Source organism: Anaerotruncus colihominis (genome assembly GCF_010206195.1).
GTDB lineage: Bacteria > Bacillota > Clostridia > Oscillospirales > Ruminococcaceae > Anaerotruncus > Anaerotruncus colihominis_A.
Genome location: NZ_VIQT01000009.1, coordinates 138,618 through 152,100, shown reverse-complemented (window position 1 = coordinate 152,100; position 13,483 = coordinate 138,618). Strand labels below are relative to the sequence as shown.

General features: G+C 53.9%; 12 protein-coding genes. 1 reads left to right on the top strand and 11 read right to left on the bottom strand.

Annotation, left to right across the window (positions count from 1 at the left end):
- Nucleotides 1–69: 69 nt before the first annotated feature.
- The 11 genes from ispF to hprK form a co-directional block, all read right to left on the bottom strand.
- The gene (gene ispF, locus FMM72_RS04850; RefSeq protein WP_160209853.1) at nucleotides 70–546 is read right to left on the bottom strand and encodes a 2-C-methyl-D-erythritol 2,4-cyclodiphosphate synthase; all 477 of its coding nucleotides are present in this window, start codon (nucleotides 544–546) and stop codon (nucleotides 70–72) included.
- Nucleotides 547–548: 2 nt separating this feature from the next.
- Entirely contained in the window at nucleotides 549–1,301 is a 753-nt protein-coding gene (ispD, locus tag FMM72_RS04845; protein ID WP_162220764.1) for a 2-C-methyl-D-erythritol 4-phosphate cytidylyltransferase, read from the bottom strand.
- 158 nt (nucleotides 1,302–1,459) lie between these two features.
- Nucleotides 1,460–2,449, bottom strand: a complete 990-nt coding sequence (gene pfkA, locus FMM72_RS04840) for a 6-phosphofructokinase (RefSeq protein WP_160209782.1) — start codon at nucleotides 2,447–2,449, stop codon at nucleotides 1,460–1,462.
- A gap of 181 nt (nucleotides 2,450–2,630) precedes the next feature.
- Nucleotides 2,631–6,131 carry a DNA polymerase III subunit alpha gene (locus FMM72_RS04835; protein ID WP_180322881.1) on the bottom strand — a complete coding sequence of 1,167 codons (3,501 nt, stop codon included), beginning with the start codon at nucleotides 6,129–6,131 and terminating at the stop codon, nucleotides 2,631–2,633.
- A gap of 32 nt (nucleotides 6,132–6,163) precedes the next feature.
- Nucleotides 6,164–6,484 carry a putative heavy metal-binding protein gene (locus tag FMM72_RS04830; protein ID WP_160209784.1) on the bottom strand — a complete coding sequence of 107 codons (321 nt, stop codon included), beginning with the start codon at nucleotides 6,482–6,484 and terminating at the stop codon, nucleotides 6,164–6,166.
- A gap of 4 nt (nucleotides 6,485–6,488) precedes the next feature.
- A complete protein-coding gene (gene whiA, locus FMM72_RS04825) occupies nucleotides 6,489–7,415 on the bottom strand; it encodes a DNA-binding protein WhiA (RefSeq protein ID WP_162220762.1) in 927 nt (308 codons plus the stop codon).
- Between the two features lie 7 nt (nucleotides 7,416–7,422).
- Entirely contained in the window at nucleotides 7,423–8,289 is an 867-nt protein-coding gene (gene rapZ / locus FMM72_RS04820; RefSeq protein ID WP_162220761.1) for an RNase adapter RapZ, read from the bottom strand.
- A 27-nt stretch (nucleotides 8,290–8,316) separates the two neighbouring features.
- Nucleotides 8,317–9,228 (bottom strand): UDP-N-acetylmuramate dehydrogenase, encoded by a 912-nt coding sequence (gene murB / locus FMM72_RS04815; RefSeq protein WP_162220760.1) that lies wholly within the window; start codon nucleotides 9,226–9,228, stop codon nucleotides 8,317–8,319.
- A 14-nt stretch (nucleotides 9,229–9,242) separates the two neighbouring features.
- Nucleotides 9,243–10,199, bottom strand: coding sequence for an ROK family protein (locus FMM72_RS04810; protein WP_160209788.1), 957 nt, complete (start codon nucleotides 10,197–10,199; stop codon nucleotides 9,243–9,245).
- A gap of 16 nt (nucleotides 10,200–10,215) precedes the next feature.
- Nucleotides 10,216–10,941 (bottom strand): phosphatase, encoded by a 726-nt coding sequence (locus FMM72_RS04805; protein ID WP_160209789.1) that lies wholly within the window; start codon nucleotides 10,939–10,941, stop codon nucleotides 10,216–10,218.
- A 22-nt stretch (nucleotides 10,942–10,963) separates the two neighbouring features.
- Nucleotides 10,964–11,923: an HPr(Ser) kinase/phosphatase gene (gene hprK, locus FMM72_RS04800; protein WP_243151634.1), complete on the bottom strand. Its 960-nt coding sequence runs from the start codon at nucleotides 11,921–11,923 to the stop codon at nucleotides 10,964–10,966.
- Between the two features lie 198 nt (nucleotides 11,924–12,121).
- On the opposite strand from hprK, the gene FMM72_RS04795 reads away from it, so the two are divergent.
- The gene (locus FMM72_RS04795; RefSeq protein WP_162220759.1) at nucleotides 12,122–13,315 is read left to right on the top strand and encodes a prenyltransferase/squalene oxidase repeat-containing protein; all 1,194 of its coding nucleotides are present in this window, start codon (nucleotides 12,122–12,124) and stop codon (nucleotides 13,313–13,315) included.
- Nucleotides 13,316–13,483: the final 168 nt, after the last annotated feature.

The window sequence follows — 13,483 nt, the reverse complement described above, 5'->3', positions numbered from 1 at the left end:
AACATAACAAAATACAGCGGCATGGCAGACATACCGCTGTATCATCTTATGCAGGCGCACACAAGGAGGTCATCTGATCCGTTCCAGAAGACAGACAGCGTGTGCGCTGATTCCCTCCTCACGGCCCGTAAAGCCCATATGTTCCTCAGTCGTCGCTTTCACGCTGACATCCTCTGGACACATTCCGCAGGCTTTGGCGATGCGTGCACGCATCTGTTCTATGTAGGGCTTGAGCCTTGGAGCCTGTGCGATGACTGTCGCGTCAATATTTCCAACATGCCACCCATGCGCGCCTATTAAATCTGCCACACGTACGAGCAGCGAAACCGAATCAGCACCTGCATACGCCGGATCGCTGTCCGGAAATAAGCTCCCAATATCGCCGAGCGCCAGCGCGCCCAGCAGCGCATCCATCACGGCATGCGCCAGTACGTCCGCGTCTGAATGGCCGTCCAGACCGCGCGTATGTGGAATTTGAACCCCACCGATGATCAGCTTGCGGTTCTCTGCAAACCTATGCGCGTCATAACCATGACCAATCCGCAGCTTCATGCCTCCATTTCCTCCCGCAGCCTTGCAATCGCCTGCGCGACCAATAAATCCACCGGCATCGTGATTTTTATGTTGTCGCTATCCCCACGTGACAAATGCACCAAAAATCCGGCCGCTTCAAGCATCTGGCAGTCGTCCGTATAGTCATGTCCGCTTTGCGTGGCGGCCAACGCTGCTGTACGGTAACGCTCCAACTCAAATACTTGCGGCGTCTGAACTGCGAAAAGGCGGCTGCGGTCCGGCGTTGATTCAATCATACCATTTGCATCCGCCACCTTGATCGTATCGCTGACCGGGACAGCGGGCGCCGCCGCACCGTATCGAATGGCGTCGAATACAACGTCGGCGATCACCTGCCCACATACAAAAGGACGGGCGCCATCGTGAATCGCCACATATCTTGCCTGCGGCCCAACTGCTTCGACGCCATATTGAACCGACTGTTGACGCGTTTGCCCACCAGCGACAACAGAACGGATTTTTGGCACACCCCATGCACGCGTCAAAGCGAGCATGTCCGGTATTGTACCGCGCCGAGTGACAAGCACGATCTCGTCAATCCAGTCGCTGTCTGAAAGAGCGAGCAGCGTCCGCACGATCACCGGTACGCCGCCGACTTCCTCCAATTGTTTGTCAAGCCCCTGCATGCGCGACGAAGTTCCGGCGGCGACAACCACAGCCGCGACATGCGGCCTTTTCACATCGATCTCCCCGGTTTGCTCTTGTCCGCCTTTTCTCCAGAGCAGCATAAGCTTCCCCCTTTCTATCCACAGTCCTTATTCTATCATACAGCGCCGTGAAAAATTGCTGTATCATGGAGATTTTACCGCCCGATGGATAAGATTTATAAGCCGTTCTCAATAACAAAACGCCCCCGCTGCGAAGCGGGGGGCTGCATAGAAGGCAATCAGATCGAAATCGCATCCGCAATGTCATACAGATGACGATCAAACTGTTTTTTCATCTGGAGGGCTTCAAGAATATCATAATCGACGATTTTATTGTCATGATTGACAACCACACGATTGCCGATCCCCTGTTCAAGCAATTCGACGGCGTGATACCCCATCTCGCTGGCCAGTACGCGTTCACGCGCGGACGGCGCGCCGCCGCGCTGCACATGTCCCAGTACAGTCGCGCGTGATTCAACGCCTGTGCGCGCTTCGATTTCCTCGGCGATGTCATGCACAGTTCCGACTCCGCCGACACTGGTTACACCTTCGGCCACGATAATAATAAAATGTTTCTTACCAGTGCGCAGGGTGCGCTGCATTTTTTCGATGATCGCATCGATTGAGAACGGCACCTCCGGCACCAGGATCGCAACCGCGCCGCATGCGATGCCGGCATGAAGCGCGATGTCGCCGCAGTGGCGGCCCATCACCTCAACGATTGAGCAGCGGTCGTGTGACTGCGAGGTATCACGCAACTTATCGACCATGTCCATTACCGTGTTAACCGCCGTATCAAAGCCAACCGTATAGTCGCTCGAAGCGATATCGTTGTCGATCGTCCCTGGAATACCGATACAGGGAATCCCTTTCAAAGACAGATCGCGCGCGCCGCGGAACGAGCCGTCGCCGCCAATAACAACAAGACCGTCGATTCCCATTTCACGGCAGACCTCTTTTCCGCGTTCGACGCCCTTATCGTCCCGAAATTCCGGACAGCGCGCCGAATACAGGATTGTACCGCCGCGGTGTAGCGTATCGCTGACGCTGCGCAGATTCATTTCAAACATATCGCGCGCCAACAGGCCGCTGTATCCGCGGCGGATTCCAAGCACGCGTATGTTCCGGTTCAGAGCGGTTCTGACGACAGAACGGATCGCCGCATTCATACCGGGGGCATCGCCACCGCTGCTGAGCACACCGATTGTTTTCTGTTTAAACTCCATATCGCTGCATCCTCCGTCTGGGGGAATCCCCCGCATTTCTATAATTCAACGTTTCTCATTATAGAGGATTCCCCGCGCCAGTTCAAGCAATTTTATATAATCGGATGCAAATTTTTCATATTCGAGAATAATTCTGTAGACATATGGGAATTTTTCATCTATCCCGCCCAAGATATTTCCTTTAAGCGCGGTAAACGACGTTTTCCTCGCCGAGCAATTTTTTCAACTCACGCTCCAGAACCGGATTCCAGAAAACACACAGTGTCCGGGAAGCTACATTATATGTTTTTGTATCCATGAAATAAAAATAAACGGTATCACATGGCTCTGAGCTGCGCTCCGGCGCAAAGATGGAAAGCAGATTTTTAATGCGTGCGAATACGGGTGCGCCGCTGCTCTCCACGCGCAAATAGATACCGGCATTCTTGCTCGGTTTTTTAGCGGGCGTCTGCGCCGGTGTGCGCGCTCCGCCGCGGCCCGCCAAAGCAGGCGGTTCCTCGCCCGGAAGGGACGCGCCCTCACAGATAAGCTTTGCTTCCTCCTCCTCGCGCATTGATACGCGTCCCGCGACAAGCACGACGCTTCCTTCCGCGAGTTTTTGCGAACACTGCGTCAATACCTTTGGAAACACCAGCATCTCCATGCTGCCGCTCGTGTCCTCCAATCGTACAAACGCCATCATCTCGCCGCCGCGCGTCGATTTAAGCCTGCGGCTGTTTACGATCGCGGCCACCCGCACCTGCGTGCCGTCGGCCACGCCGCTGCCGCGTTCCTCCGCCGAAGTGATATCGGCGATCAGCGTACAATTGTTTTTTGATACCATCTCCTGAAAACGCACCATCGGATGACCGCTGATATAAAGCCCTGTCGTCTCCTTCTCCATTGCAAGAAGCTGCGACGGATCCAGCTCCTCTACATTTGGAAGGATATGGACCGGCTTTGAAGCGCCAACCGCCGTATCAAACAGATTGATCTGCCCGGCGATATTGCGTTTCTGTGCTGAGTCGATATCGTCCAGAATCGCTTCGTATCCCGAAAGCATTTGGTTTCGGTTTTTGCATACACAGTCGAGCGCGCCCGATTTGATGAGGCTTTCAACAGCGCGCTTATTCATATCCTTTCCATACATGCGTTCGCAGAAGTCGGAAAAGTTTTGGAATACGTCCCCGCTCTTGCGCTCGGCAATCAATTCACGGATAAAGCCCCGGCCGATATTTTTGACCGCCAGCAGACCAAACCGGATTTCTTCACCGCTGACGGTGAAACCCTCAACACTGACATTCACATCGGGCGGGAGCACCTTAATCCCCATGCGGTTACATTCGCCGATGTATTCAATCACCTTGTCGGTGTTGTCCAGCACGCTTGTCAGGAGCGCCGCCATGAATTCGCGCGGATAGTGGCACTTGAGATATGCCGTCTGGTAGGAAACAAACGCATAGGCCGCCGCGTGTGATTTATTAAATGCATAGGACGCGAACGAACTCATCTCGTCAAAAATCTGATTGGCCGTCTCGCGCGTCACGCCGTTTTGCTGCGCACCGGCGACAAACGCTTCGCGCTCCTTCTCCATCACATCGTGTTTTTTCTTCGACATGGCGCGGCGCACCAGATCGGCGCGTCCATACGAATAGCCGCCAAGCGCCCGGCAGATCTGCATGACCTGTTCCTGATAGACGATACACCCGTATGTGACATCCAGGATTGGCTTGAGCAGTGGATGCTTATAGGTGACAAGCTCTGGGTTGTGCCGGTTTCGGATGTAGGTCGGAATCGATTCCATCGGACCAGGCCGGTAAAGCGAAATGACAGCGATCAAATCCTCGATGGAGGTGGGGCCAAGCTGTGCGATGACGGCGCGCATACCCGCAGATTCGAACTGGAACACCCCAACGCACTGCCCCTTCGTCAACATGGCGAAGGTCTCCGGATCGTCAAGAGGAACCGCGTCCACGGAAAATCCGGGATGTGTTTTGGCCGCCTCCTTTTCAGCGTAACTGATGACTGTCAGCGTGCGCAGACCGAGAAAATCCATTTTGAGCAGCCCAAGCTCCTCAAGCGTGGTCATCGTAAACTGTGTGACAGGCATCGTCTCCTCAGCCTTATAAAGCGGCACATAGCTGTCTACCGGATCGCGCGTGATCACGACGCCGGCTGCATGCGTCGATGCATGACGCGGCATCCCTTCAATCTTGCGCGCCATATCAAGCAGTTCCGCAACCCGCTTATCATCTGCGCACATCGTCTTGAGATCGGCGGAAACGGCGAGCGCCTTGGCCAGCGTCATCTTCAGTTCATTTGGCACAAGCTTTGCAATCGAGTCGACCTGCTGATACGACATTCCAAGAACACGCCCCACGTCGCGGATTGCGCCGCGCGCGGCCATTGTGCCAAAGGTGATGATCTGCGCCACGTGGTCTGCGCCGTATTTGCGCACCACATAGTCGATCACCTCCTGCCTGCGTTCATAGCAGAAGTCGATATCAAAATCGGGCATACTGATGCGTTCCGGATTGAGAAAACGTTCAAACAGCAGGCTGTAGCGCAGGGGATCGATGCCTGTGATGCCGATACAGTACGCCGCCAGACTTCCCGCGCCAGATCCGCGTCCCGGTCCAACCGGGATGCCGGCCGATTTTGCATAGTTGATAAAATCGGAAACTATCAGGTAATAATCGACATACCCCATTTTTGTGATGATATCCAGCTCATATTCCAGCCGGTCGGCAACGCTCCGGTCCGGCCGCTCCCCATAGCGGCGGCGCAGCCCCTCGGCACACAAACGCCTGAAATACACCTGATTGTCCTCGCCGTTTGGCGCGACAAACAGCGGGAGCTTTGTATTGCCGAATTCAAATTCAACATTGCATTGTCCCGCAATCTTCAGCGTATTGTCAAGCGCGCCCGGATAATTTCCAAACAGTTCAGCCATCTCATCGCGGCTTTTAACATAAAATTCCTCTGTTTCAAACTCGAGATCACCGGGCGCGTCAACAGTCGTGTTCGTCTGGATGCAGATCAAAACGCTCTGCATTCTCGCGTCGGCCTTTTCAATATAATGCGCGTCATTCGTCGCGACAAGCCCAACGCCGATTTCCCCAGCCAGACGCATCAAATCCGGAAGAATCTGTTGCTGCAACCGGATGCCATGGTTTTGAATTTCAATGTAATAGTTGTCAGAGCCGAACAGATCACGATACCAGACAGCCGTTTCCTTCGCGCGCGCATAATCGCCCTGCGCGAGCATCCGCGGGACCTCGCCCGCCAGACAGGCCGACAGGCAGATCAGTCCCTCGTGATACTGTTCAAGCAGCGCACGATCGATGCGCGGCTTGGAGTAAAAGCCCTCCACAAAGCCGGCCGACACCATCTTAATCAGGTTTTGATAACCGGTTTCGTTTTTGCACAGCAAAATCAGGTGATACGGCGACGTATCAATCTTGTGCTGCTTATCAAAGCGCGAACGCGGCGCGACATAGACCTCGCATCCGATGATCGGCTTTATACCATGCTTTTTCGCACATTTATAGAAATCGACAGCACCAAACATAACGCCATGATCCGTAATGGCCACGGCGCTCTGTCCAAGCGCTTTAACGCGCTCAATCAGCCGTTCAATGCGGCAGGCGCCGTCAAGCAGGCTGTATTCCGTATGCACATGCAGATGTGCAAAATCTGTCATAACCGCACATGGCCCCCTTTTCCTGTCATTCATTATTCAATTCGTACAGCCGTCCCCGACGCTGTTACCATCAGCATCCCGTTATTTGAACCGAGCGTCTCATAGTCGATATCAATCCCGACGACAGCATCCGCGCCGAGTGCGGCGGCCCGGTCGGACAGCTCTTTCAGTGCCGTTTGGCGCGCCTGCATAAGCTCCTGCTCATAGGTGTTCGAACGGCCGCCGAAAAAATTGCTCAATCCGGCCGTGAAATCCTTTACAAAATCGACGCCTTCGATCACCTCGCCGAATACGACGCCTTTATATTCTGTAATGCGCCTGCCTTCAATAAATGGCGTTGTTGTCATAATCATTGATTCATTCTCCTCCGGTTTCCTTCCCAAGCTCCTGCGCGAATATGAGGATGCGGCGCAGGCGGTGGTTGACGCCACTGCGCGAAATCGGGGTTTGCAAAGCCTGTCCAAGCTCCCTTAGCGACAGATCAGGATTTTCCAGGCGCAGGCGCGCAAGCTCGCGCAGATCCTCGTCGAGCGCCTGAATACCGCAGCTGGATTCAATCAGCCGGATCGCGGCGATCTGTTCAAGCGCCGCATCAACAGTCCTTGTTATGTTTGCCGTCTCACAATTTGTCTTTCGATTGACGCGGTTGCGCACCTCCTTAACGATTTTAACCTCCATCAGCTCAAGCGACGACTTGGGTGCGCCAACCAATGTGAGCAGATCCTCGATCTGCTCGCTCTCTTTATAATACAACACATAATCGTTGCGGCGCTCCGTGCGCTTTGGCGGTGAAAGCGCCTGCGAAAGCAACGTGTCAAGCTCGCCACAGAGCGTTCTATGCGGCGTGACGAATTCCGCCTGATAGCTTTTTTCCGGATCTGTCACCGTACCGCACGCCAAAAAAGCTCCGCTGATAAAGACGGGCATATCGTCGTCAGCGAGCAGCTCCCTGCGGATTTGGCAGCAGTCCTCGCCGGCACGGCATCCAAAAAATGACAGCACAGCAATCCGGTCCGCCATGCTGTCAACTGTCACAACAAACATGCTGCGCCTTCCAGAACGGCGCACCTCGCGCATGGTGATGCTTGCGCGCAGCCCGACCAGATCAGAGATGCTGTCCGCATATAATCGCGCGAGCGTCCGGTGCTCCGTATGGATGGATATGGAATCAGGTCCAAAGGTCTTTCCAAACAACAACAGGCCGTACGCCAGCGCCTTTTGGCGGCGCTGGCGGAACGGCCGGTTATGACAGATTTCATTTTTGATTTCATATGCAAACGACATGACCTTCTCAGTCCTTGTGTTTTTCAATATCGCGGTGCGTTACAGTACAGCGCACCCCCTGTTCCTTGATATGATCGCCGAGAAGCTGTGCAAATGTCACCGAACGGTGTTTGCCGCCCGTACACCCAATTGCAATCGTCAATTGCGTCTTACCCTCATCATTGTACAGCGGCAGCAGGTAATCGACCAGGGAAAACAACCGCGGAATCAATTCCTGCGCTTGTTCCCATTTAAGTACAAAATCGCGCACCGGCGCGTCAAGCCCTGTATGCGCCTTGAGCTCGGGGACATAAAACGGGTTTGGCAGGCAGCGCACATCGAATACGAGGTCGGACTCTTTGGGCAGGCCGTACTTGAAACCGAACGACATGCAGTTGACAAGCATAGAACGCTTTTTATCGCCTAAAAATGTGGCAATTATCTTGTCACGTAACTGGCGCACAGATAAATAAGTCGTGTCGATCACATAATTCGCATTGTCGCGCACTTTGGAGAGCAAACGCCTTTCTTCAGCAACGGCTGCTTCAATCGACGTATTTTTGTCATTCATCAGCGGATGCTTACGGCGCGTTTCCTTATAACGCTGGACAAGCACCGCATCGTCGCAATCAAGAAACATAAGCTGAAATCCGCCGGGCGCTTCCAGAAACTCCTCGATTCCCTCAAAAATATCTCCGAAGATCTCACGGCTGCGCGCATCAATGACAATTGCAACCTTGTCGACCTTATCCGCGGCCTGTAGGCACAAGTCTGTGAATGATTTGACCATGCGCGGCGGCAGATTGTCAACGCAATAATAGCCGATATCCTCCATCGCAGCGATCGCGCGGGATTTCCCCGAGCCGGACATGCCGGTGATAATTACAAATTCCATACAACATCCTTTCTGTATGATCATAGGCTATCCGATGTACTTGACTTCACATTCCAGCGAAAAGCCCGTCTGCTCGCGCACCTGTGTTTGAATCTCCCCAATCAGCGTCAGAACATCCGTGCAGGAGGCATTGTCATAATTGATCACAAAGCCCGCGTGTTTCTCACTGACCATCGCCCCGCCCACACGCCGGCCCTTGAGTCCGCAGCCATCGATCAGCGCGGACGCATACGCGCCCTTCGGACGCTTAAAGGTACTGCCGGCGCTTGGATACTCCAACGGCTGCTTGGTTCTGCGCCGTTCCATCAGATCGTCCATACGCGCCCTGATCGCCTCCCGGTCACCGCGCTTGAGATGAAAGGACGCGCTTGTAATCAGGCAGTCCGGATGATCTGTAAAATAACTGTGCCGGTAGCTTAACTCCAGCGCACATCCTTCCAGCACGCACAGCTTGCCCTGCCCGTCAAGAAACCGGACGGCCCCGACCACATCGCAGATTTCTCCGCCATAAGCGCCCGCATTCATATAGACGGCTCCTCCGACGCTTCCGGGAATTCCATAGGCAAATTCAAGGCCGGTCAACCCCTGCTCCAGCGCAAAACGGCACAACGTGGTCAAGCTCGCGCCAGCCGGACAATCAATCACCGTTTCATCGCACATGCTCGGACGCGCGGACTCCTCGTCAAATGACAGAACCGCCCCCCGCACTCCTTCGTCACAGATCAGCAAATCGGAACCCTTGCCGATAAACAACAGCGGAACAGACAGCTCCCGCGCCCGTGCAACGACGCGGGCCGCCGTTTCAACATCCTTTGGCTTTAAAAGCAGGTCGGCCGGTCCTCCGATTTTGAACGATGTGTGCGCAGCCATTGGCTCATCCGCCAGACAGACGCAGCCGATCCGTTCACAATCCTTTTGAAGCTGTGCGATTTTGTTCATGCAGTCCTCCCCAATCAATATTGCTTTCCAAGCAGCGCAGCGCCGATGATGCCAGCATCGTTGCCCAGTTTTGCCTGCAAAATCCTGGCACAGTTGTGCTCCTCATGGTTAAAGGTTTGCGGATAGGCGCGCGCGCGGACAGGCCCGAACAACGTCTCGCCCTCCTTGCTGATGCCGCCGCCGATCACAACCGCCTGCGGCTGAAACAGGTTGATCATCCCGCTGACCGCATAAGCGATATAATCGATATACTGGTCAACCACACGGCTGGCCGCCTCATCCCCCGCGCGCATCGCGTCAAAAGCTGTGCGGCCGTTGACATGGTCAAGGCTGTTCTGCGCAAGCTCCCACATCTTCGATTTGGCGTTGAGCTGCATCGATTCGCGCGTCATTCTAATTAGCGCGGAAACAGAGCAATACGCCTCGATACAGCCGATACGGCCGCAGGTGCATGGGACACCGCCGTAAACCATTCCCACATGTCCAAGCTCGGCGCCCTTATAGTTAAAACCGGAATAGATTTTCCCATCGATAATGATACCGCCGCCGACTCCGGTTCCGAGCGTGATCATGATTGCGGAATCAAGCCCCTTCGCCGCGCCGGCCTTCAATTCGCCGTAAGCCGCCGCGTTGGCGTCGTTTTCGACGTAAACAGGCTTATCGACACGCGCAGCTACCAGCTCGCCAAGCGGCGTATCGTGAAAACCAAGGTTTGCCGCCAGACCGACAACACCTGTCCTGGGATTGACGGTGCCCGGGGTCCCAACGCCGATCCATACGACTTCATCCATCAAAATACCGGCGTTCACCGCAGCCGTGCGGACGGCGGCGATCATATCGTCCGCGATCTCCTCAGCGGGATGAAACGCTTTCGTGCGCACATTGGCCCTTCCAATAATATTATAGTTTTCGTCAACAATACCAACCGCGACATTTGTACCGCCGAGATCAATTCCCACATAGTATCCCATGCAGACAGCCCTCCTTTTAAAACAGCGCGTGGCTGCTCTTTTCACGCGCAACCGCTACGAACCGTTCATAATCCGCGTTGAGAATCAATTCCTCGGGAAAATCCAGCTCCCGCAGCAGCTTGATCGATTCGTCCACACGCGCGATCTGTGTGAAAAAATGCGCGTCGGAGCTGCAAACAACCCGAACGCCATATTTCTTACAGCAGCGCGCAATCTCCCGGCAGTTGACATCCGATTTGGGCCGGCATTCAAACGAATGCGCGTTGATCTCCACGATCTTTCCGTATTCCGCGAAAGCGCGCACCACAGTATCGACATCAAAGCGGTATCGATCGTCGCCTGCATGGCCGATCACATCGACATGCGGATTTTTCGCGACAGCAAGCCAGCCGGCGGTGTGTTCCTCCGGCGTGGAAGGCTCCACACAGTTGATGTGATAGGACGCGATGACCCAATCGAGCGCCGCCAGCTTTTTCTCCGACAGATCAAGCCGTCCGCTGTAATCAAGAATATTTGATTCGACGCCTTTTAGGATTGCAACGCCCTCCAGCGAATCGGGCAACACCTTGGGCGCATTCCCGAAATACATTTCACCCGGCGCCCCCGGCATCGCGGGCCCGTGCTCCGTCACACATAAAAACTTCAATCCGATGCGCGCCGCCTGACATGCATTTTCATAAATCGTGCTGTATGCATGGTCGCACGCGACTGTATGTGAATGTGTCTCCGCAATGATCTGCATGATATCTGTCCCTTTCCCGTTCTCAGAAATCGCCCCAGTCCGTTGTATGTGTGCTGTCCGGCTCCACCATGCCGAGCTTTTCCAAAAGCTCCTGCGCAGCGTTGTAGCCCATACGCTTTTGACGGTTATTCATCGCTGCAACCTCAATGATGATCGCAAGATTCCGGCCGGGCTTTACAGGGATCGTCAGCGACGAAATCTGCACGCCGAGCACATCTGTATATTCCTCGTTCATCCCCATACGGTCATAGACTTTGGTCGCATCCCACTGCTCAAGCTGAACGATCATATTGATTCTCTCCGTCATCTTGACGGCGCCAATTCCAAACAGACGGCGCGCGTTGATAATGCCGACGCCGCGCAGCTCCATAAAGTGGCGGATATTCTCCGGCGACGAACCGACAAGCGTCTTGGCGGAAACGCGGCGGATTTCAACCGCATCATCCGCAATCAGGCGATGACCCCGCTTGACAAGCTCGATGGCCGTTTCGCTCTTGCCGACGCCGCTTTCACCCAGCAGAAGGATTCCCTCGCCGTAAACCTCCACCAGGACGCCATGGCGCGTCACCCGGGGAGCCAGCTCCACATTGAGTTCCGCGATCAGCCCCGCCATAAACGCCGATGTGCCGTCAGCTGTGCGCAGCAGCGAAACCTTATGCGCCTTGGCCGCATCCATCATACAATCCGGCGCTTCAATATTGCGTGTGATAACAACTGCCGGCGGGCAGGTTGAAAAATAATTATCAATTCGGTTTGTAATTTCCATGTCATCAAACTGATGCAGGAACGCAAATTCACTTTTTCCCAATATCTGTACGCGCTGACTGTCAAAATAATCAAAGAAACCAGAAAGCTGTAGGCCGGGACGATTGACCTCCGGAGAGGAAATTGCAATCGTACTGGCGTCCTCTGGAAGATAGAGCACCTCAAGGTTAAAATCCTTGATGATCTTTTGCAAAGGGACAATAAATTTTGTAGCCAAGGAAACCACCTCTCCCATCCATTTTGCGTTGGTATTCAGTTTTTATTATACTCTAATTGCCTACGTCTTTCAAACTTTATTTTGGACAAAAATGTATTTCCTGCGGCAGTTGAAATCATCCGTGTATTGTATTATACTTAAAAAGCATTTATCCAAAGCTTGTCCCATGCGGCAGGCTGGAAAAGGGAGTGTCTTTTGTTGCTCAAACGGATTGCGGCCGCGGCCGCCTGCGCCATCCTTTTTTTCCCGACCGTTATCTTTGCCGAAAGCTCCGAGCCGCTGCCGCCTGTCTCCCCGGCCGGTCAGGAGAGCTGGCTTTATCTCGATGAAAATCCCGCAGGCCCCCAAAGCATCGTTGTATACTCGCTTGGCGGACACGATGTCAAGGAAAATGCGCGGCAGATGCTTGATATCACACTGGAAAGCGGCATAAGAGACGGATTCTCCTCCGCTCTTGAATTGGAGTATTCGATTCTGGACTTGATCAAGCTCGGCGAAAACCCTTCCTCATATAATCGTACCGACCTGATGGCCATGCTTTATGGCTATGACAATATCTTTCGCGAAGGACTTGAAAGCGCGCTGTATGCGCTGATCTCCTATGATGCGGCGAATACGCAGATCCCTGCCTCCGCGCGCAATTCGGCGTCGGCTGTTATTGATTATGTTGTTTCTTCACAGCAGCGTTCCGGAGGCTTTGCAATCGCGTCCGGGCGCGAGCCGGATGTCAAAACAACCGCGCAGGCTGTACTTGCACTCGCACCGCATACCGATATTCCATATGTCAACGCCTCGGTAGACAAGGCGCTTTCATGGCTTTCCGCCCAACAAAACGCGGACGGAACCTTTTCCATACAGGCAACGCCGGATTGCGAGGCAACGGCTCTTGTACTGACGGCAATCCGAACAGCCGGCGTCGCCCGCGACGATCAGCGGTTCGTTAAGAGCGGACGCACGCTGATGGATGCGCTCACCGCATTTGCCGCCGCCGGCGGTTATTCCCCCAAGCCTGGCGGGGATGCCGACGTGGCAGCCACAGAAGCAGCGGTCATTGCACTTTATACGGATGAAACCGGGCTTTCACCCTATTTGCCGCCGCAGGCTTATCCAAACTATACCGCTCCAAAAACAGATGTAAAGGATGTGTTCATCCGTTTTTTGTTCGGTTTCCTTGGTATTTTACTGGTGCTTTACCTGATCTTGATTCTGACGACTAAGATTGGCAAAAGGTGGGGTAAATTTCCGGAGCCGCAAACGCAAGCGGACAAAGCTGCGCATGATACGCAAACGCTTGAGATTAATATTCCGATGAAGGCGGAGCTTCCAAATTTTGATACCCTACCCTCCGATACAATGTATACACAGCCTCCTGCTGATCGGCCAAAATCATAACGAAACCCGCCCGCCGGCAATTGCCGGCGGGCGGGTTTGCACTAGTCGTTCTTTATGAAACTGCTTTTTTCATTAAAAAATGCCGCATGTATTCTTGACAATTCATGCGGCTTATGGTATCTTTTTGATACTGCTTTTTATTAAATTTCAATATAGCACATTTCATCG

Excerpts from the sequence above, each read along its gene's own strand:
- FMM72_RS04830 (WP_160209784.1), bottom strand. The coding sequence starts at position 6,484 with ATGATTATGACAACAACGCCATTTATTGAAGGCAGGCGCATTACAGAA.
- whiA (WP_162220762.1), bottom strand. The coding sequence starts at position 7,415 with ATGTCGTTTGCATATGAAATCAAAAATGAAATCTGTCATAACCGGCCG.
- pfkA (WP_160209782.1), bottom strand. The coding sequence starts at position 2,449 with ATGGAGTTTAAACAGAAAACAATCGGTGTGCTCAGCAGCGGTGGCGAT.
- FMM72_RS04805 (WP_160209789.1), bottom strand. The coding sequence starts at position 10,941 with ATGCAGATCATTGCGGAGACACATTCACATACAGTCGCGTGCGACCAT.
- FMM72_RS04835 (WP_180322881.1), bottom strand. The coding sequence starts at position 6,131 with ATGACAGATTTTGCACATCTGCATGTGCATACGGAATACAGCCTGCTT.
- ispD (WP_162220764.1), bottom strand. The coding sequence starts at position 1,301 with ATGCTGCTCTGGAGAAAAGGCGGACAAGAGCAAACCGGGGAGATCGAT.
- rapZ (WP_162220761.1), bottom strand. The coding sequence starts at position 8,289 with ATGGAATTTGTAATTATCACCGGCATGTCCGGCTCGGGGAAATCCCGC.
- murB (WP_162220760.1), bottom strand. The coding sequence starts at position 9,228 with ATGAACAAAATCGCACAGCTTCAAAAGGATTGTGAACGGATCGGCTGC.
- FMM72_RS04810 (WP_160209788.1), bottom strand. The coding sequence starts at position 10,199 with ATGGGATACTATGTGGGAATTGATCTCGGCGGTACAAATGTCGCGGTT.